18 protein-coding genes are annotated in these 20,027 nt (G+C 59.7%); 12 read left to right on the top strand and 6 right to left on the bottom strand.

The features are described 5' to 3' along the window. Positions 1-7: 7 nt before the first annotated feature. From frr to rpsB, 4 genes are all read right to left on the bottom strand, one after another. Positions 8-565, bottom strand: a complete 558-nt coding sequence (gene frr, locus ACMDB8_RS05240) for a ribosome recycling factor (protein WP_008000041.1) — start codon at positions 563-565, stop codon at positions 8-10. After that, a complete protein-coding gene (gene pyrH, locus ACMDB8_RS05235) occupies positions 562-1,305 on the bottom strand; it encodes a UMP kinase (protein WP_056720982.1) in 744 nt (247 codons plus the stop codon). Before pyrH ends, frr begins: the two co-directional genes overlap by 4 nt. A gap of 211 nt (positions 1,306-1,516) precedes the next feature. Next, positions 1,517-2,380, bottom strand: coding sequence for a translation elongation factor Ts (gene tsf, locus ACMDB8_RS05230; protein WP_008052779.1), 864 nt, complete (start codon positions 2,378-2,380; stop codon positions 1,517-1,519). 189 nt (positions 2,381-2,569) lie between these two features. After that, a complete protein-coding gene (gene rpsB / locus ACMDB8_RS05225) occupies positions 2,570-3,307 on the bottom strand; it encodes a 30S ribosomal protein S2 (protein WP_409078244.1) in 738 nt (245 codons plus the stop codon). A 371-nt stretch (positions 3,308-3,678) separates the two neighbouring features. Here rpsB and map point away from each other — a divergent pair, with 371 nt between their 5' ends. From map to ACMDB8_RS05185, 8 genes are all read left to right on the top strand, one after another. Beyond that, positions 3,679-4,461: a type I methionyl aminopeptidase gene (gene map / locus ACMDB8_RS05220; RefSeq protein ID WP_008057306.1), complete on the top strand. Its 783-nt coding sequence runs from the start codon at positions 3,679-3,681 to the stop codon at positions 4,459-4,461. A gap of 41 nt (positions 4,462-4,502) precedes the next feature. Further along, the gene (locus tag ACMDB8_RS05215; protein WP_056720984.1) at positions 4,503-7,205 is read left to right on the top strand and encodes a [protein-PII] uridylyltransferase; all 2,703 of its coding nucleotides are present in this window, start codon (positions 4,503-4,505) and stop codon (positions 7,203-7,205) included. 67 nt (positions 7,206-7,272) lie between these two features. Beyond that, positions 7,273-8,472: a succinyldiaminopimelate transaminase gene (gene dapC / locus ACMDB8_RS05210; protein ID WP_056720986.1), complete on the top strand. Its 1,200-nt coding sequence runs from the start codon at positions 7,273-7,275 to the stop codon at positions 8,470-8,472. 166 nt (positions 8,473-8,638) lie between these two features. Beyond that, positions 8,639-9,367 (top strand): M12 family metallopeptidase, encoded by a 729-nt coding sequence (locus tag ACMDB8_RS05205; protein ID WP_056720987.1) that lies wholly within the window; start codon positions 8,639-8,641, stop codon positions 9,365-9,367. Between the two features lie 598 nt (positions 9,368-9,965). Further along, the gene (locus tag ACMDB8_RS05200; RefSeq protein ID WP_007978403.1) at positions 9,966-10,328 is read left to right on the top strand and encodes an ArsC family reductase; all 363 of its coding nucleotides are present in this window, start codon (positions 9,966-9,968) and stop codon (positions 10,326-10,328) included. A 32-nt stretch (positions 10,329-10,360) separates the two neighbouring features. Continuing rightward, positions 10,361-11,395 carry a 2,3,4,5-tetrahydropyridine-2,6-dicarboxylate N-succinyltransferase gene (gene dapD, locus ACMDB8_RS05195; RefSeq protein WP_056720988.1) on the top strand — a complete coding sequence of 345 codons (1,035 nt, stop codon included), beginning with the start codon at positions 10,361-10,363 and terminating at the stop codon, positions 11,393-11,395. Positions 11,396-11,479: 84 nt separating this feature from the next. Next, positions 11,480-12,685 carry an aminotransferase class V-fold PLP-dependent enzyme gene (locus ACMDB8_RS05190; RefSeq protein ID WP_056720990.1) on the top strand — a complete coding sequence of 402 codons (1,206 nt, stop codon included), beginning with the start codon at positions 11,480-11,482 and terminating at the stop codon, positions 12,683-12,685. Next, positions 12,682-13,089: a SufE family protein gene (locus tag ACMDB8_RS05185; RefSeq protein ID WP_056720991.1), complete on the top strand. Its 408-nt coding sequence runs from the start codon at positions 12,682-12,684 to the stop codon at positions 13,087-13,089. The genes ACMDB8_RS05190 and ACMDB8_RS05185 overlap by 4 nt, the downstream gene beginning before the upstream one ends. 81 nt (positions 13,090-13,170) lie before the next feature. On the opposite strand, the gene tcdA is transcribed toward ACMDB8_RS05185, so the two are convergent. Beyond that, positions 13,171-13,983, bottom strand: a complete 813-nt coding sequence (gene tcdA, locus ACMDB8_RS05180) for a tRNA cyclic N6-threonylcarbamoyladenosine(37) synthase TcdA (RefSeq protein ID WP_056720994.1) — start codon at positions 13,981-13,983, stop codon at positions 13,171-13,173. 264 nt (positions 13,984-14,247) lie between these two features. Between tcdA and ACMDB8_RS05175 the strand changes: the two genes are divergently transcribed. From ACMDB8_RS05175 to ACMDB8_RS05160, 4 genes are all read left to right on the top strand, one after another. Continuing rightward, positions 14,248-16,839, top strand: coding sequence for a glycosyltransferase (locus ACMDB8_RS05175; protein ID WP_409078245.1), 2,592 nt, complete (start codon positions 14,248-14,250; stop codon positions 16,837-16,839). Between the two features lie 257 nt (positions 16,840-17,096). After that, positions 17,097-18,248, top strand: coding sequence for a succinyl-diaminopimelate desuccinylase (gene dapE / locus ACMDB8_RS05170; RefSeq protein ID WP_057716181.1), 1,152 nt, complete (start codon positions 17,097-17,099; stop codon positions 18,246-18,248). Next, positions 18,248-19,057 (top strand): putative RNA methyltransferase, encoded by an 810-nt coding sequence (locus ACMDB8_RS05165; protein WP_223542168.1) that lies wholly within the window; start codon positions 18,248-18,250, stop codon positions 19,055-19,057. Before dapE ends, ACMDB8_RS05165 begins: the two co-directional genes overlap by 1 nt. Before the next feature lie 83 nt (positions 19,058-19,140). After that, entirely contained in the window at positions 19,141-19,518 is a 378-nt protein-coding gene (locus ACMDB8_RS05160) for a hypothetical protein (protein ID WP_008052800.1), read from the top strand. A 92-nt stretch (positions 19,519-19,610) separates the two neighbouring features. Here ACMDB8_RS05160 and ACMDB8_RS05155 read toward each other — a convergent pair whose 3' ends face one another. Then, on the bottom strand, positions 19,611-19,820 hold the full coding sequence (locus ACMDB8_RS05155; RefSeq protein WP_007954750.1) for a cold shock domain-containing protein: 210 nt from the start codon (positions 19,818-19,820) through the stop codon (positions 19,611-19,613). Between the last annotated feature and the right edge of the window lie 207 nt (positions 19,821-20,027).

Below are 20,027 nucleotides of genomic sequence, written 5' to 3'. Positions count from 1 at the left end.
GCGACCCTTATACGGCCATCAGGTCTTTTTCTTTCTGCGCCAGGTCCGCGTCGATTTTAGCCACGAACTTCTTGGTCAGATCGTCGATCTCGCCAGTCGCACGACGCTCCTCGTCTTCGCTGATCTCTTTTTCCTTGACCAGATCCTTGAGCTGGCTGTTGGCATCGCGACGGATGTTGCGCACGGCAACACGGGCATCTTCAGCGACGTCACGAGCCTGCTTGGTGAAGCCCTTGCGGGTTTCTTCGGTCAGGGCAGGCATGGAGATCAGCAGCAGTTCGCCGAGGTTGGTCGGGTTCAGGTTCAGACCCGCGCTACCGATCGCCTTGTCGACGGCACCCAGCATGTTGCGCTCGAAAGCAACGACTTGCAGGGTACGGGCGTCCTTGACGGTGATGTTGGCCACTTGCTTGATCGGGGTGTCGGAGCCGTAGTACGGCACCATCACGCCTTCCAGGATGCTCGGGTGCGCCTGGCCGGTACGAATGCGGCCGAAGTTGTGCGCCAGCGATTCCACGGATTTCTGCATGCGCTCTTGAGCGTCTTTCTTGATTTCGTTGATCATTGTGCGCCTTCCTCGATCAGGGTCCCTTCCGCGCCGCCGTGTACGATATTCAGCAGGGCGCCGGGCTTGTTCATGTTAAATACGCGTAGTGGCATCTTGTGGTCGCGGCACAAGCAAATGGCCGTCAGATCCATCACACCCAGCTTGCGATCCAGCACTTCATCATAAGTCAGATGATCGAACTTCTCGGCATGCGGGTCTTTGAACGGGTCAGCGGTGTAGACGCCATCGACCTTGGTCGCCTTGAGCACGACGTCGGCATCGATTTCGATTGCACGCAGGCAGGCTGCTGAATCCGTCGTAAAGAACGGGTTGCCGGTACCGGCCGCGAAAATCACCACGTCCTTGGAGTTCAGGTGGCGCATGGCCTTGCGACGATCGTAGTGATCGGTCACGCCAACCATGGAAATAGCGGACATCACGATGGCCGAGATGTTGGCGCGCTCGAGAGCGTCGCGCATGGCCAGGGCGTTCATCACAGTGGCCAGCATGCCCATGTGGTCGCCGGTGACACGGTCCATGCCAGCCTTGCTCAGCGCTTCACCGCGGAACAGGTTGCCACCACCGATAACCAGACCGACCTGAACACCGATGCCGACCAACTGGCCAACTTCCAATGCCATGCGATCCAGAACTTTCGGATCGATCCCGAACTCTTCCGAGCCCATCAGGGCCTCGCCGCTAAGCTTGAGTAGAATGCGTTTATAGCGAGCCTGATAACCACTGCCCTGCTGAGCCATTGCGAATCTCTCCTGCGGCGTATTTTAAAAATTCTTTGCGAGCTGTTTACAGCTGGCTGTTCAATCTAGCTTGGCGCTGCTTCAGCGCCATCGGAACATGGCTTTGTAAGCCAGTTCCAAAGGGAAACCAAATAAAAATTGATACCCCATCTGAAAAGAGGCTGCGCGCGTGAGCGGGCAGCCTCTTCTGGGCGACAGTTAAAAAACCGTCTTATTGCTTGGCGGCAGCCAGCTGGGCAGCAACTTCTTCTGCGAAGTTGTCCACTGGCTTCTCGATGCCTTCGCCTACTTTGAAGTAAGTGAAGGAAACGATTTCAGCGCCGGCTTTCTTGGCCAGGGCACCTACGGTGACTTCCGGGTTCATGACGAAAGCTTGCTCGACCAGGCTGGCTTCAGCCAGGAACTTGGTGATGCGGCCAGCGATCATCTTCTCGACGATTTCTGCCGGCTTGCCTTTCATCTTGTCTTCGTTCAGGGTCAGGAAAACGCCCTTCTCGCGCTCGATGGCCTCTGGCGAAACCTGCGATGGCAGCAGGAACTCAGGATTGCTTGCCGCCACGTGCATGGCGATCTCTTTGGCCAGCTGAACATCGCCGCCCTTGAGAACAACAGCAACACCGATCTTGTTACCGTGCAGGTAGGTGCCGACAACGTCGCCCTCTACGCGCACCAGGCGACGAATGTTGACGTTCTCGCCTACTTTGGCAACCAGTGCTTCACGAGCCGATTCCTGAGCGGCGATCAGCGGAGCTGCGTCGGTCAGTTTTTCGTCGAAAGCTTTTTCTACACAGGCAGCAACGAAGTTCTTGAAGTCGTCTTGCAGGGCCAGGAAGTCGGTCTGCGAGTTGACTTCCAGCAGCACGGCTGCCTTGTCGTCAGCCTTGATGGCGATAGCGCCTTCAGCGGCAACGTTGCCGGCTTTCTTGGCAGCCTTGATGGCGCCCGAAGCACGCATGTCATCAATGGCTTTCTCGATGTCGCCGCCAGCCTTGGTCAAGGCCTTTTTGCAGTCCATCATGCCTTCGCCAGTACGCTCGCGCAGTTCTTTGACCAACGCTGCAGTAATCTCTGCCATTTCAAAATCCTCTTGGATAGGTTTTCAACCATTCCACCCGATCGAACGGGCGATCAATTCTTCCCCAACCACCCTTGTTAGCTGCCGCACGTTACAGATAGAGCAGTGGGCGCCGACAAATGGTTTTCGAGGTGGCAAAAAGGGGGCCAAGCCCCCTTTTTGCTTACTGAGTCAACGCCAGGGCGTCAATTACTCAGCTGCAGCCTGAGTTTCTTCAGCTGCGAACTCAACGGTGCCGCCGGCAACATTGTTGCGACCGCGGATGACAGCGTCAGCCATCGCACCCATGTACAGCTGGATAGCGCGGATTGCGTCATCGTTGCCTGGGATGATGTAGTCAACGCCTTCCGGGCTGCTGTTGGTATCGACTACGCCGATAACCGGGATGCCCAGCTTGTTGGCTTCGGTGATCGCGATGCGCTCGTGATCAACGTCGATAACGAACAGAGCGTCTGGCAGACCGCCCATGTCCTTGATACCACCCAGGGAACGATCCAGCTTTTCCAGGTCACGAGTGCGCATCAGCGCTTCTTTCTTGGTCAGCTTGGCGAAAGTACCGTCTTCGGCTTGAACTTCAAGGTCACGCAGACGCTTGATGGAAGCACGGATGGTCTTGAAGTTGGTCAGCATGCCGCCCAACCAGCGGTGATCGACGTACGGCGAACCGCAACGTGCTGCTTCTTCAGCAACGATCTTGCCAGCGGAACGCTTGGTGCCGACGAACAGAATCTTGTTTTTGCCCTGGGCCAGACGCTCTACGAAAGTCAGAGCTTCGTTGAACATTGGCAGGGTTTTTTCAAGGTTGATGATGTGGATCTTGTTACGCGCGCCGAAAATGTACTTGCCCATTTTCGGGTTCCAGTAACGGGTCTGGTGACCGAAGTGCACACCGGCCTTCAGCATATCGCGCATGTTGACTTGGGACATGATAGTTCCTTAATAAGTCGGGTTTGGCCTCCACGTATCCCAATGACCAACCAGCAGCATCAGCTGAAGGCACCCAGGTCATCGTGTCGACACGTGTGTGGATTTAGGCTTTACGGGACATCCCCGGAAAGCGGCGCATTTTATACCATAAGGCAGGGCAAAACGGAACCCGGATTCTGAAATCCTGGCGAGCGTTTTGCTCAATCCCTTGGAATCCGCCAAGAATGCACCATTCTATAGAGAGAAGCGATGCACACAGGCGCAGATTTGCGCTGCTCGTCTGGTAGAATCGCATTTTTCAGGGCCGCGAAGTTCGATCGCGCAATGCCCTTTCCGTTTAGAAAGCGCCGCCTGGCGCAGAGAGAGCCTGTATGACCGTCACCCTCAAAACCCCCGAGGATATCGCCAAAATGCGTATCGCCGGCAAACTGGCCGCCGATGTGCTGGAAATGATTGCCGAATACGTCAAGCCGGGCGTTACCACCGACCAACTGAACCAGATCTGCCACGACTACATCGTCAATGAGCAGAAAGCCATCCCTGCCCCGCTCAACTACAAGGGCTATCCAAAGTCGATCTGCACGTCGATCAACCATGTGGTCTGCCATGGCATCCCGAACGACAAGCCGCTCAAGGATGGCGACACCCTGAACATCGACGTCACCGTCATCAAGGACGGTTACCACGGCGATACCAGCCGCATGTTCCACGTCGGCACCGTGCCGGTCTGGGCCGAGCGCCTGTCCCAGGTGACCCAGGAATGCATGTACAAGGCGATCGAGATCGTCAAGCCCGGCTGCCGCCTGGGCGACATCGGCGAAATCATCCAGAAGCACGCGGAAAAGAACGGCTTCTCGGTGGTTCGTGAATTCTGCGGCCATGGTATCGGCAAGGTGTTCCACGAAGAGCCGCAGATCCTGCACTACGGCCGAGCCGGCACCGGAATGGAACTCAAGGCTGGCATGACCTTCACCATCGAGCCGATGATCAACCAGGGCCGTGCCGACACCAAGGTACTGGGCGATGGCTGGACCGCGATCACCAAGGACCGCAAGCTCTCGGCACAGTGGGAACACACCCTGCTGGTGACCGAAACCGGTTACGAGATCTTCACCTTGCGCAGCGATGACACCATCCCTCGCGTTTCGGCCTGATCCCGTTACCGTACATCGCCTATAGAAAGGAAAGCCAATCGATGCCGCAGGTGGATCCCGAACTCTTCGACCGCGGCCAGTTCCAGGCTGAACTGGCCCTGAAGGCAAGCCCGATCTCGGCCTTCAAGAAGGCGATCCGCCAGGCCCGCGAAGTGCTCGACACGCGCTTTCGCAACGGCCGGGACATTCGCCGGCTGATCGAGGATCGCGCCTGGTTCGTCGACAACATCCTGCAAAAGGCCTGGGAGCAGTTCAGCTGGAGCGAGGACGCCGACATCGCACTGGTCGCGGTCGGCGGCTACGGCCGTGGCGAATTGCACCCCTATTCCGACATCGACTTGCTGATCCTGCTGGACAGCGCCGACCACGAGGTTTTCCGCGATTCCATCGAGCGTTTTCTGACGCTGTTGTGGGACATCGGCCTGGAAGTCGGTCAGAGCGTTCGTTCGGTCGACGAGTGCGCCGTCGAGGCCCGCGCCGACCTGACGGTCGTCACCAACCTGATGGAAAGCCGCACCATCGCCGGCCCCGAGCATTTGCGCCAGCGCATGCTGGACGTCACCGGTACCGGGCACATGTGGCCGAGCAAGGACTTCTTCCTGGCCAAGCGTGCCGAACAAAAGGCTCGCCACCACAAGTACAACGACACCGAATACAACCTGGAACCCAACGTCAAAGGCTCACCCGGCGGCCTGCGGGATATCCAGACGATTCTGTGGGTAGCCCGTCGCGAGTACGGCACCCTGAACCTGCGGGCACTGGCTGGGGAAGGGTTCCTGGTGGAGAGTGAAAACGCCCTGCTCGCCTCCTCCCAGGAGTTCCTGTGGAAGGTTCGCTATGCCCTGCACATGTTGGCTGGCCGCTCCGAAGACCGCCTGCTGTTCGATCACCAGCGCACTATTGCCGGGCTGCTGGGCTTCAAAGGCGACGACGCCAAGCAAGCCATCGAAAACTTCATGCAGCAGTATTACCGGGTGGTCATGAGCATCGCCCAGCTCAGCGACCTGATCATCCAGCACTTCGAGGAAGTCATCCTCGCACCGGAAGACGAATCGCCACCGCAGCCGATCAACTCGCGTTTCCAGTTGCATGACGGCTACATCGAGGCACGCAACGACAACGTTTTCCGCCGCACGCCGTTCGCCATGCTCGAAATCTTCGTGCTGATGGCCCAGCAGCCGGAAATCAAGGGCGTGCGCGCCGACACCATTCGCCTGCTGCGGGAACACCGCCACCTGATCGACGACGACTTCCGCAACGATATTCGCAACACCAGCCTGTTTATCGAATTGTTCAAATGCAAGATCGGCATCCACCGCAACCTGCGGCGCATGAATCGTTACGGCATCCTGGGGCGTTACCTGCCCGAATTCGGTTTCATCGTCGGGCAGATGCAACACGACCTGTTCCACATCTATACGGTCGATGCCCACACCCTGAACCTGATCAAGCACCTGCGTAAGTTGCAGTACACCCAGGTGTCGGAAAAATTCCCGCTGGCCAGCAAGCTCATGGGAAAACTGCCCAAACCCGAGCTGATCTACATGGCAGGCCTGTACCACGACATCGGCAAAGGCCGACATGGCGACCACTCGGACATCGGAGCGGTCGATGCCGAGGCGTTTTGCCAGCGCCATCAGCTGCCAGTGTGGGACAGCCGCCTGATCGTGTGGCTGGTGCAAAACCACCTGGTGATGTCGACCACCGCCCAGCGCAAGGACTTGTCCGACCCGCAGGTGATCCACGATTTCGCCCAGATCGTCGGCGACGAAACCCGCCTCGACTACCTGTATGTGCTCACCGTCTCCGACATCAACGCCACCAACCCGACCCTGTGGAACTCCTGGCGCGCCAGCCTGCTGCGCCAGCTCTACACCGAGACCAAGCGCGCCCTGCGTCGCGGCCTGGAGAACCCGGTGGATCGCGAAGAGCAGATCCGCCAGACCCAGAGCGCCGCCCTGGATATCCTGGTGCGCGGCGGCACCGACCCGGACGACGTCGAGCAGTTGTGGGCGCAGCTGGGTGACGACTATTTCCTGCGCCACACCGCCGGCGACGTCGCCTGGCACAGTGACGCGATCCTCCAGCAACCGGCCGACGGCGGACCACTGGTGCTGATCAAGGAAACCACCCAGCGCGAGTTCGAAGGTGGCACGCAGATCTTCATCTACGCCCCTGACCAGCACGACTTCTTTGCCGTGACCGTGGCCGCGATGGACCAGCTCAACCTGAACATCCACGACGCCCGGGTCATCACCTCCAGCAGCCAGTTCACCCTCGACACCTATATCGTGCTCGACACCGACGGCGACTCGATTGGCGATAACCCGGCGCGGGTAAAACAGATCCGCGAGGGCCTGACCGAAGCCCTGCGCAACCCGGACAACTACCCGACCATCATCCAGCGCCGGGTACCGCGTCAGCTCAAGCATTTCGCCTTTGCGCCACAGGTGACGATCCACAACGACGCCCAGCGCCCGGTGACGGTGCTGGAACTCACGGCGCCCGACCGCCCGGGCCTGCTGGCGCGCATTGGCACGATCTTCCTGGAGTTCGACCTGTCGTTGCAGAACGCCAAGATCGCCACCCTCGGCGAGCGCGTGGAAGACGTGTTCTTCATCACCGACGCCAACAATCAGCCGCTGTCCGACCCGCTGCTGTGCAGCCGCCTGCAGGATGCGATCGTCGAACAGCTGAGCGTCAACCAGGAACCTGATATCAAACTGTCGCGCATCAGCATCTGAATCAACATATTTCCCCTGTGGGAGCCCCCTAGCCACAAGCTCGCTCCCACATTGAAAGAGGCCCCCGATGAACAACGCTCTGTCCCAGCTCCAGCCCTACCCGTTCGAGAAACTCCGCGCCCTGCTCGGCAGCGTGACGCCAAACCCGGACAAGCGTCCGATCGCGCTGTCCATCGGCGAGCCGAAACACCGTTCGCCAAGCTTTGTCGCCGAGGCTTTGGCCAGCAATCTGGAAAAAATGGCCGTGTACCCGACCACACTCGGTATCCCGGAGCTGCGTGAAGCCATCGCGGCATGGTGCGAGCGGCGCTTCGATGTCCCCAAGGGCTGGATCGACCCGGCGCGCAACGTGCTGCCGGTCAACGGTACCCGCGAGGCCTTGTTTGCCTTCACCCAGACCGTAGTCAACCGTGGCGATGACGCGCTGGTAGTCAGCCCGAACCCCTTCTACCAGATCTACGAAGGCGCGGCGTTCCTCGCAGGGGCCAAGCCGCATTACCTGCCGTGCCTGGACGAAAACGGCTTCAACCCGGATTTCGACGCCGTGTCGCCGGACATCTGGAAGCGCTGCCAGATCCTGTTCCTGTGCTCGCCAGGCAACCCGACCGGCGCCTTGATCCCGGTCGACACCCTGAAAAAACTGATCGCCCTGGCCGATGAACACGATTTCGTAATCGCCGCGGACGAGTGCTACAGCGAACTGTATTTCGACGAACAGACTCCACCACCAGGCCTGCTCAGCGCTTGCGCGGAATTAGGCCGCAAGGACTTCAAACGCTGCGTGGTGTTCCACAGCCTGTCCAAGCGTTCAAACCTGCCAGGCCTGCGTTCGGGCTTTGTGGCCGGTGATGCCGACGTCCTCAAGGGATTCCTGCTCTACCGCACCTACCACGGCTGCGCGATGCCGGTTCAAACCCAACTGGCCAGCGTTGCCGCCTGGAATGACGAAGTGCACGTGCGCGCCAACCGGGCGCTGTATCGCGAGAAGTTCGATGCGGTGCTGGAAATCCTCAGCCCGGTCATTGACGTACAGCGGCCGGATGGCAGCTTCTATCTGTGGCCGAATGTAGCCGGTGACGACGCTGCGTTCTGCCGCGACCTGTTCGAGGAGGAGCACGTGACCGTGGTACCGGGTTCTTATCTGTCGCGGGATGTCGATGGCGTCAATCCGGGAGCCGGACGCGTGCGCATGGCGTTGGTTGCGCCGTTGGCGGAGTGTGTCGAGGCTGCCGAGCGCATTCGTGATTTTGTCACTCGTAATCGATAATTCAAAAACCACCCGCACTGTGCAATGCAGTGCGGGCGACCTTCAACTAGCGCAACACTCTCTAATAGTCAGAAACTTTACCTTCGAATAACTAAAAAACTAATCTCCACGCCTAACCCAAGCGTTTTTTTTCAACCTTAGGAAGTTATCGACAAGGAGATAGTCAATGCTGAATGAACAGCCCTGCAAAATTATCGGCCCATTAAATGAGCAAGATTCATACGAGACGGCCATCAATGAAAACCCCAGCAATGCCCCCACCGCATCACCAGGTGGTCGAAACAAACGCGGCGTCGCCATTCATTCCAAGTTCTGGGCTAGCCACAGAACGCTGAAAATTGCTTTCCTCAACCCGCCATCCAGCACACACCGTGAGGCAGCGATAAAGGCCATCAAAGTATGGCAACCCTCCATCAATCTCAAACTGGATTTTGTCAACGGCACAGAGGGCGATATCCGTATCACCATGGAGCCCCCCCTTAACTACTCCGCCATTGGCACTGATGCCATGTTGCGCGGTCCTGATGAAAACACAATGAACATCGGCACGGATCCAGAGCACCCCGGATTCGAAGCCACTGTTCTACATGAATTTGGCCATGCGCTGGGGATGCAACATGAACATCAACATCCAAAAGCCGATATTCCATGGAACAAACCCGCCGTCTATGATTTTTACTTATCCGCCTATCAGTGGAGCAAAGAAGAGGTCGATCACAACTTATTCAAATTACTTGAAGACAAACTCACCCGCACGACGGTCTACGATCCAACTTCAATCATGCACTACCCCATATCCAACGAACTTACGACGGGCGATTGGTCGGTACAAAAAAATACGATACTTAGTCAAAATGATCGTCGCCTGATGCGCAAGATTTACCCAAAACAATAATGCAGCCGGATTCAAGACATTACTTACCAACTCACTTTACCGCTCCAAGCCTGGCCTCACTTCGGTCCAATTCCCCCCAACACCTCGCGCAACACGTCATCACCCATCTGGTGATGACGGCTGAGGCTGTACAACTCCAATTGATGGCGATACTCGGACATCATTCGCGCCTTGAGCTCTGCGGCCGTCGAAGAACAACAGCGGCGGCAGAAACAGAAACAGAAACAGAAACAGAAACAGAAACAGTTCAGGGTCGATTGCCACATGCAAACCCAGCGTCGCCAGGCGAGTAAGGCCCCAGCGGCGGTTTGCATAAACAGTGGTTCCCGGAAAATCGACAGCATTGAAGTGCCATATTGGCCGCTTAGACTACGGGTGTCCCTTGCACCTACGTCGCACAGGTACAGAGTGCCCTGAAACACCGCAACCCCTGTGGGAGCGAGCCTGCTCGCGATGGCTGCGCATCAGCCAACCATGATGCTGGATGTCATGGCCCAATCGCGAGCAGGCTCGCTCCCACAGGTTTTGCGTTTTAACTGAAAGGCCATGGCATAATCCCGGACCAATTATTTCCAGCACCTGCAAAGGGGGCAAATCCTTGACCGTTTCAAGCAAAACGTTGCACCTTTTCGGCATCAAAGCCTGCGACACCATGAAAAAGGCGCGCACCTGGCTCGATGAACACGCTGTCAGCTATGACTTTCATGATTACAAGGCGGTCGGTATCGACCGTGAACACCTGACCCAATGGTGCAGCGAGCACGGTTGGGAAGTGGTGTTGAACCGTGCAGGCACGACCTTTCGCAAGCTCGACGACGAACGCAAAGCCGATCTCGACCAGACGAAAGCCATCGAACTGATGCTCGCACAACCCTCGATGATCAAGCGCCCGGTGCTCGATCTCGGTGACCGAACCCTGATTGGCTTCAAGCCAGATATCTACGCGGCCGCGCTCAAGTAAGCAGCCCGTTCAATTTTGTTAGAGGTATACACATGTCCACTACCCTGTTCAGCCTGGCCTTCGGCGTCGGCACTCAAAACCGTCAAGGCGCATGGCTGGAAGTGTTCTACGCCGCCCCGGTACTCAAGCCATCGGCTGAAGTCCTCGCCGCTATCGCACCGATCCTGGGCTACACCGAAGGCAATCAGGCCATCGCGTTCAGTACCGCACAGGCCTCGCAACTGGCTGAAGCCCTGAAAAGCGTCGACGCTGCCCAGGCGGCCCTGCTGACCCGCCTGGCCGAGAGCCACAAGCCGCTGGTTGCCACCCTGCTGGCTGAAGACGCCCAGCTGTCGTCCACCCCCGAGGCCTACCTCAAGCTGCACCTGCTGAGCCATCGCCTGGTCAAGCCGCACGGCCTGAACCTGACCGGGATTTTCCCGTTGCTGCCAAACGTGGCCTGGACCAGCCAGGGCGCGGTCGACCTGAGCGAGCTGGCCGAACTGCAACTCGAAGCCCGCCTGCGCGGCGAACTGCTGGAAGTGTTCTCGGTGGACAAGTTCCCGAAAATGACCGACTACGTGGTTCCGGCCGGCGTGCGTATCGCTGACGCGGCGCGTCTGCGCCTGGGCGCTTATGTGGGCGAAGGCACCACCGTGATGCACGAAGGCTTCATCAACTTCAACGCCGGCACCGAAGGCCCGGGCATGATCGAAGGCCGCGTATCCGCTGGCGTATTCGTCGGCAAGGGTTCGGACCTGGGCGGCGGTTGCTCGACCATGGGCACCCTGTCGGGCGGCGGCAACATCGTGATCAAGGTCGGTGAAGGCTGCCTGATCGGCGCCAACGCCGGTATCGGTATCCCGTTGGGCGACCGCAACACCGTCGAGTCGGGCCTGTATGTGACCGCCGGCACCAAGGTGGCGCTGCTGGACGAGAACAATCAACTGGTCAAAGTGGTCAAGGCCCGTGAACTGGCTGGCCAGCCGGACCTGCTGTTCCGTCGCAATTCGGAGACCGGTGCCGTGGAATGCAAAACCCACAAATCGGCCATCGAACTGAACGAAGCGCTGCACGCTCACAACTAAGTGCCGCAGGCACCTGTGGGAACGACGGTGCGTCGCTCCCACAAGGTCCGGTGTACATCCGCCCAAGTTCACAGGGCTGAACACATGATGATTCTCTCTCCCTGGCGTGCCGATTTTCCGGCTATCGCCGCCCTGCAACGGCAAGACCAGACCTATCTGGACAACGCCGCCACCACGCAAAAACCTCAAGCCCTGCTCGATGCCCTGGCGCACTACTACGCCAATGGCGCGGCCAACGTGCATCGGGCGCAGCATTTGCCCGGCGCCCACGCCACCCAGGCGTTCGAGGACAGCCGCCGCAAGGTTGCGCAATGGCTCAATACTGGCGATTGCGGGCAGATCATTTTTACCCACGGTGCGACATCCGCGCTGAATCTACTGGCCTATGGCCTGGAACATCTTTTCAATCCGGGCGACGAGATTGTCATCAGCGCCCTGGAGCATCACGCCAACCTGCTGCCGTGGCAGCAACTGGCGCACCGTCGCGAGCTGAAACTGGTGATCCTGCCGCTGGATGCCGAGGGCGTGATCGACCTTGAAGCCGCGGCCGGTCTGATCGGCCCACGCACGCGTCTGCTGGCGGTCAGTCAACTTTCCAACGTGATTGGCGCGTGGCAGCCGCTGCCTGAATTACTGGCACTGGCCAAGGCGCACAACGCCCTGACCGTGATCGACGGCGCCCAGGGCGTGGTTCATGGTCGCCACGACGTGCAAGCGCTGGGCTGCGACTTTTATGTGTTCTCCAGCCACAAGCTCTACGGCCCCGATGGGTTGGGGGTGCTGTTCGGTCGCAATACGGCGCTGCAACAACTGCGTCCCTGGCAGTTCGGCGGTGAAATGGTGCTCGATGCCAATTATCAAGACGCACGCTTTCGCCCGGCACCGCTGGGTTTCGAGGCCGGGACGCCGCCGATTGCCAGCGTGATCGGCCTTGGCGCGACACTGGATTACCTCGCCGGACTCGATCAGGACGCCGTGTCCGCCCATGAAGCTGCGCTACATGCCTGCCTGCTCAAGGGCCTGGAGGCGCGCAACGGCATCCGCCTGCTGGGCAAGCCACAAGTGGCGCTGGCCAGTTTCACCGTCGAGGGTGTGCATAACTCCGATCTCGCGCATTTGCTGACCGAACAAGGGATCGCGGTGCGTGCTGGCCATCACTGTGCGATGCCGCTGCTCAAACGCTTCGAACTGGCCGGAGCGATTCGGGTGTCGCTGGCGTTGTACAACGATTCCGAAGACCTGGAGCGGTTCTTCGAAGCCCTGGATCAGGCACTGGAGCTATTGCGATGAACCTGCCCGCCGATGCCGTGACGGCACTGGACACCTTTCAGAAAGCGGCCGGCTGGGAACAACGCGCACGCCTGCTGATGCAATGGGGCGAGCGCCTGCCGGCGTTGAGTGAGGCGCAGATGTGTGATGCCAACCGGGTGCACGGCTGTGAAAGCCAGGTGTGGCTGGTGGGCGAATTGCGCGATGGCCACTGGCAATTCAGCGCCAACAGCGATGCACGGTTGATTCGCGGGTTGGTGGCGTTGCTGCTGGCGCGGGTCAACGGCTTGTCGGCGGCCGAGTTGCAGCAGGTGGATTTGCCGGACTGGTTCAATCAGTTGGGGCTGGGGCGGCAGTTGTCCGAGTCCCGCAGCAATGGTTTGAATGCGGTGCTTCAGCGAATGCGTAGCCTAAGCGACGCGTAGGAGCTGCCGAAGGCTGCGATCCTTGGCGCCTTTGGGCACAACAGCTCTTGAAGATCAAAAGATCGCAGCCTTCGGCAGCTCCTACGGCTTGACCCGCTCCGCCGGCCGCCGCACACCCGCGACAATCTTGTCCACAGCCTTGGTCGCCGCGACCATACCAAACGTCGCCGTCACCATCATCACCGCGCCAAACCCGCCGGCACAATCGAGCTTGACCCCATCACCGACAAAACTTTTCTGCAGGCAAATGCTGCCGTCCGGTTTTGGGTAGCGCAGTTGCTCGGTGGAAAACACGCACGGCACGCTGTAATGGCGGGTCACCGTGCGTGAGAAGCCGTAGTCGCGGCGCAGCGTGGAACGTACTTTCGAAGCCAATGGATCATTGAACGTGCGATTGAGGTCGCAGACCTGGATCAACGTCGGGTCAATCTGCCCGCCCGCGCCGCCGGTGGTGATGATCTGGATCTTGCGCCGCTTGCACCAGGCGATCAGCGCGGCCTTGGCGTTGACGCTGTCGATGCAGTCGATTACGCAGTCGATGTTCGGCGTGATGTACTCGGCCATGGTGTCGCGGGTCACGAAGTCAGGCACCGCGTGCACCGTGCAGTCCGGGTTGATCCCGCGCAGACGCTCGGCCATCACCTCGACCTTGGGCTTGCCCACAGTGCTGTCCAGCGCGTGCAACTGGCGATTGGCGTTGCTGACGCAGACGTCGTCGAGGTCGAACAGCGAAATCTCGCCCACGCCACAACGGGCCATGGCTTCCGCCGCCCAGGAACCGACACCACCGACGCCGACGATCGCCACATGGGCCGCGCGCAGGCGCTCAAGGCCTTCGATGCCATACAAACGGGCGATGCCAGCAAACCGCGGATCTTCTGTACTCATGACCATTACCCCAAAAACCGGCGCGCATTATAGGGCCGTCGGCGCCCAAGAGCATCATTGCGCTATGAACGGGCAACATCCACGAAAACTACATCGAACAAAGATTCGCCCTACACGCTCTAACGAAAGAACTTAAACCGACTTGGATTGCCCAATGTCCGGCAATTCCGTGTCCGCTGTACGACCAGAGAATGCCCGGTGTAGGATGCGCGCCCCTTGGCGACCGCCAACCGTTCCTTCGTTCCACAGTCTTTGGAACCCGAAATAACTATGTCATCGCGTAAATTTGGACTCAACCTGGTCGTGGTGCTCGCCATCGCCGCCTTGTTTACCGGCTTCTGGGCGCTGATCAACCGCCCGGTCACCGCCCCCAACTGGCCTGAACAGATCTCCGGCTTCTCGTACTCGCCCTTCCAGCAGGGCCAGTTCCCGCAGAAGGACCAGTACCCGACCGACGATCAAATGCGTCGCGACCTGGAGATCATGAGCAAGCTGACGGACAACATCCGCATCTACTCGGTCGATGGCACCCTGCAAAACATCCCGAAACTGGCGGAAGAGTTCGGCTTGCGGGTAACCCTGGGGATCTGGATCAGCCCGGACCAGGAACGCAACGAACGGGAAATCACCCGCGCCATTGAAATCGCCAATTCCTCGCGCAGCGTGGTTCGCGTGGTGGTCGGCAACGAGGCCATTTACCGCAAGGAAATCACCGCCCAGGCACTCAGCGTCATGCTCGATCGCGTGCGCGCTGCCGTGAAAGTGCCGGTGACCACGTCCGAACAGTGGCACGTGTGGGAAGAACATCCGGAACTGGCCAGGCACGTCGACCTGATCGCCGCGCACATCTTGCCTTACTGGGAGTTCGTCCCGATGGACAAGGCCGGGCAGTTCGTCCTGGATCGCGCCCGCGACTTGAAAAAGATGTTCCCGAAAAAACCACTGCTGCTGTCCGAGGTGGGCTGGCCGAGCAACGGCCGCATGCGCGGTGGCGCCGATGCCTCACCGGCAGACCAGGCGATCTACCTGCGAACCCTGGTCAACAAGCTCAACCGCCAGGGCTTCAACTACTTCGTGATCGAAGCGTTTGACCAGCCGTGGAAAGTCAGCGACGAAGGTTCCGTCGGCGCCTACTGGGGCGTGTTCAACGCCGCGCGCCAGCAGAAATTCAACTTCGAAGGCCCGGTGGTAGCGATTCCGCAATGGCGCGTATTGGCCATTGGCTCGGTGGTATTGGCGCTGTTGTCGCTGACCCTGCTGATGATCGACGGATCGGCCCTGCGCCAGCGCGGTCGCACCTTCCTGACCTTCATTGCGTTCCTGTGCGGTTCGGTGCTGGTGTGGATCGGTTACGACTACAGCCAACAATACAGCACCTGGTTCAGCCTGACCGTGGGCTTCTTGCTCGCCCTCGGTGCGCTCGGGGTGTTTATCGTGCTGCTGACCGAAGCCCATGAACTGGCCGAAGCGGTGTGGGTGCACAAGCGCCGGCGCGAGTTCCTGCCGGTGGAAGGCGACTCCAGCTACCGCCCGAAAGTGTCGATTCACGTGCCCTGCTACAACGAACCGCCGGAGATGGTCAAACAGACCCTCAACGCCCTGGCCAACCTCGACTATCCGGACTTCGAAGTCCTGATCATCGACAACAACACCAAGGACCCGGCGGTCTGGGAACCGGTGCGCGATTATTGCGAAACCCTCGGCCCGCGCTTCAAGTTCTTCCACGTCGCACCGCTGGCCGGCTTCAAGGGCGGCGCGCTGAACTACCTGATCCCGCACACCGCCAAGGATGCCGAAGTGATCGCGGTGATTGACTCCGATTACTGCGTGCACCCGAACTGGCTCAAGCACATGGTGCCGCACTTCGCCGACCCGAAAATCGCCGTGGTGCAGTCGCCGCAGGATTACCGCGACCAGAACGAAAGCACCTTCAAGAAGCTCTGCTACGCGGAATACAAAGGCTTCTTCCACATCGGCATGGTCACCCGCAACGACCGTGACGCGATCATCCAGCACGGCACCATGACCATGACCCGTCGCTCGGTGCTCGAAGAACTGGGCTGGGCCGACTGGTGCATCTGTGAAGACGCCGAACTGGGCCTGCGGGTATTCGAAAAAGGCCTGTCGGCGGCGTATTACCACACCAGCTACGGCAAGGGCCTGATGCCCGATACCTTCATCGACTTCAAGAAACAGCGTTTCCGCTGGGCCTACGGAGCGATCCAGATCATCAAGCGTCACACCGCCAGCCTGCTGCGCGGCAAGGACACCGAACTGACCCGCGGCCAACGCTACCACTTCCTCGCGGGCTGGTTGCCGTGGGTGGCGGACGGCATGAACATCTTCTTCACCGTCGGCGCGCTGTTGTGGTCGGCGGCGATGATCATCGTGCCGCAACGGGTCGATCCGCCGCTGCTGATCTTCGCAATCCCGCCATTGGCGCTGTTCGTGTTCAAAGTCGCCAAAATCATCTTCCTCTACCGTCGTGCGGTCGGAGTGAATTTGAAGGATGCCTTCTGTGCGGCGCTGGCCGGTCTGGCGTTGTCCCACACCATCGCCAAAGCGGTGCTGTACGGCTTCTTCACCAGCAGCATTCCGTTCTTCCGTACGCCGAAGAATGCCGACAACCACGGCTTCTGGGTGGCGATTTCCGAAGCACGGGAAGAGATGTTCATCATGCTGCTGTTGTGGGGCGCGGCGCTGGGGATCTTCCTGGTGCAGGGCCTGCCGAGCAACGACATGCGCTTCTGGGTCACCATGCTGCTGGTGCAGTCGCTGCCGTACGTCGCGGCGCTGATCATGGCGTTCCTGTCGTCGCTGCCGAAACCGACCGCCGAACCTGAAACGGCACCTGTCGTCTAAATCTCTGCGGATGCACTAAACGGCGGCCAATGGTCGCCGTTTTGCTTTAAGATAAGCGCCATTTTGCGGGGCTTGGCGTGATACAGGTCGTACTGACCGCACACAATTCCTGTGGGAGCGGGCTTGCTCGCGAATGCGTTGTAACAGTCCAGGAGTATGTTGACTGACACACCGCATTCGCGAGCAAGTCGAAGCGTCGAACCGCCGCCCCCATATTAAAAGCCAAAGCCCATATCTAATGATTTCCGGAGTTTTCCATGACGGCCCACGCCGACCTTTCGCCGACCCTCCAACTCGCCATCGACCTGATCCGCCGTCCGTCCGTGACGCCGATCGACGCCGATTGCCAGAAGCAGATGATGCAGCGCCTGGGTGATGCCGGTTTCACCCTGGAACCGATGCGCATCGAAGATGTGGATAACTTCTGGGCCACCCACGGCCAGGACGACGGTCCGGTGCTGTGCTTCGCCGGCCACACCGACGTGGTCCCGACCGGCCCGGTGGCGGCCTGGCAGATCGAGCCGTTCAACGCGCTGATCGACGAACACGGCATGCTCTGTGGCCGTGGCGCCGCCGACATGAAAGGCAGCCTCGCCGCCATGACCGTCGCCTCCGAGCGCTTTGTCACCGACTACCCGAATCACAAGGGCAAAGTCGCCTTCCTGATCACCAGCGACGAAGAAGGCCCGGCGCACCACGGCACCAAGGCCGTTGTTGAGCGCCTGGCCGCGCGCAAGGAACGTCTGGACTGGTGCATCGTCGGCGAACCGTCGAGCACCACCCTGGTGGGTGACGTGGTCAAGAACGGTCGTCGCGGCTCCCTCGGCGCCAAGCTGACCGTGCGCGGTGTGCAGGGCCACGTGGCCTACCCGCACCTGGCGAAGAACCCGATCCACCTCGCAGCCCCTGCCCTGGCGGAACTGGCTGCCGAGCATTGGGACCACGGCAACGACTTCTTCCCGCCAACCAGTTTCCAGATCTCCAACGTCAACTCCGGTACCGGCGCGACCAACGTGATCCCGGGTGACCTGGTGGCGGTGTTCAACTTCCGCTTTTCTACCGAGTCGACAGTCGAAGGCCTGCAAAAGCGCGTCGCCGACATCCTCGACAAGCATGGCCTGGACTGGCACATCGACTGGGCGCTGTCTGGCCTGCCGTTCCTCACCGAACCGGGCGCGCTGCTCGACGCGGTGTCGGCGAGCATCAAGGACATCACCGGTCGTGAAACCAAGGCGTCCACCAGCGGTGGTACCTCCGATGGCCGCTTCATCGCGACCATGGGCACCCAAGTGGTTGAACTGGGCCCGGTCAACGCGACCATCCACCAGGTCAACGAGCGCGTACTGGCCGCCGATCTCGACGTGCTGACCGAGATCTACTACCAGACCCTGATCAAGTTGCTCGCCTGATGCTTGCGTGCCCGATCTGCAGTGAGCCGCTCAATGCGGTGGACAACGGCGTGGCCTGCCCCGCCGGGCATCGTTTCGACCGCGCTCGCCAGGGTTACTTGAACCTGTTGCCGGTGCAGCACAAAAACAGCCGCGACCCTGGGGATAACCAGGCGATGGTCGAAGCCCGCCGCGACTTCCTGAACGCCGGGCACTACGCCCCGGTGGCCAAGCGTCTGGCGGAACTGGCTGCTGGTTATGCACCGCAGCACTGGCTGGACATCGGTTGTGGCGAGGGTTACTACACCGCGCAAATCGCCGAGGCACTGCCATATGCCGAAGGTTATGCCCTGGACATCTCCCGGGAAGCGGTCAAACGCGCCTGCAAACGCAACCCGAAGCTGACCTGGTTGATCGCCAGCATGGCGCGGGTGCCGCTGGCTTCCGGCAGTTGCCAGTTCCTGGCCAGTGTCTTCAGCCCGCTGGACTGGGAAGAAGCCAAGCGCCTGCTCAGTGTTGGCGGCGGCCTGATGAAAGTCGGGCCAACCAGCGGCCACCTGATGGAACTGCGTGAGCGGCTGTACGACGAAGTGCGCGAGTACATTGACGACAAGCACCTGGACCTGGTGCCGGAAGGCATGGCATTGGCGCACAGCGAGTCGCTGACGTTCAAGCTGACGCTGGTCAGCGGTCAGGACCGCGCCAACCTGCTGGCCATGACGCCCCACGGCTGGCGCGCCAGTGCCGAGCGTCGTGCTGCCGTTATCGAACAGGCCGAGCCGTTCGAGGTCACCGTGTCGATGCGCTACGATTATTTCGTTCTTCAATAACTTTCTATCTTTTGGTCTCGGGCAAATGCTCAAGACCGGCTAAATCCGCGAATGGATTTTTCAGACCCGCAGTGAGGACATCCATGCGCCAACCCGATATCGAGATTTACCTGAAAGACGCCGACGTCGACCACAAGGCCATTTCCGCCTGGCTGGGTGCGGCATTGGGCCCGTGCACCGATTGGGTCCAGAAGGGCCAGACCTACAAGTGCAAGGCTGGCAACGTGCCAGTGACCTGGCTGCCAAAAGCCGTCGGCAAGTGGAATAGCCTGTACCTGGAAAGCGACCAGACCCCGTGGGACGACGACATCGCCTGCGCTCGCGCTGCGTTTGCCGCGCTGAACGTGGAAGTGCGTTGCGCACCGGGCACCTGGGTCGAGGAAGAAGGTGAAGAGACAGCGGACCGCTGGATTCGCATCAGTGTCGATGGTGAAGAAGAAATCACCTGGAAAACCGCATAAAAGCAAAAAGATCGCAGCCTGCGGCAGCTCCTACAAGGTTATGTGTACATCTGTAGGAGCTGCCGCAGGCTGCGATCTTTTGATCTTGAAAGTTACAACCCCACCACATCCTCAGCCTGCAACCCCTTCTGCCCTTCCACCACCGCGTATTCAACCTGCTGGCCTTCGGTCAGCGAACGGTGGCCTTCACCGCGAATCGCGCGGTAGTGCACGAACACGTCCACCCCGTCCTCGCGCTGAATGAAGCCGTAGCCCTTGGCGTCGTTGAACCACTTCACATTGCCGGTTTCGCGTGTTGCCATTTGTTCATACTCCCTTTTTATTATTGATCGGGCTTTTCGCAGGAAAGCCTCGGGAACGTCAGCCTGCGCATACCGGTCCCATGAGGGCAACGGCGACAGAGCGCCGAGTATATGACAGACGTTAAAACTCTCAACAGGAGTTTACTTCGCCGCTTTTTTGCCGATTTTAAGCGAATCCGGCACACTATCGCCCTCCCGAGCAAACGC

It is taken from the genome of Pseudomonas monachiensis (genome assembly GCF_047345015.1).
In the GTDB taxonomy this organism is placed as follows: domain Bacteria; phylum Pseudomonadota; class Gammaproteobacteria; order Pseudomonadales; family Pseudomonadaceae; genus Aquipseudomonas; species Aquipseudomonas monachiensis.
The sequence above is the reverse complement of the archived record's forward strand: the minus strand, read 5'-3'. Positions and strand labels throughout refer to the sequence as shown.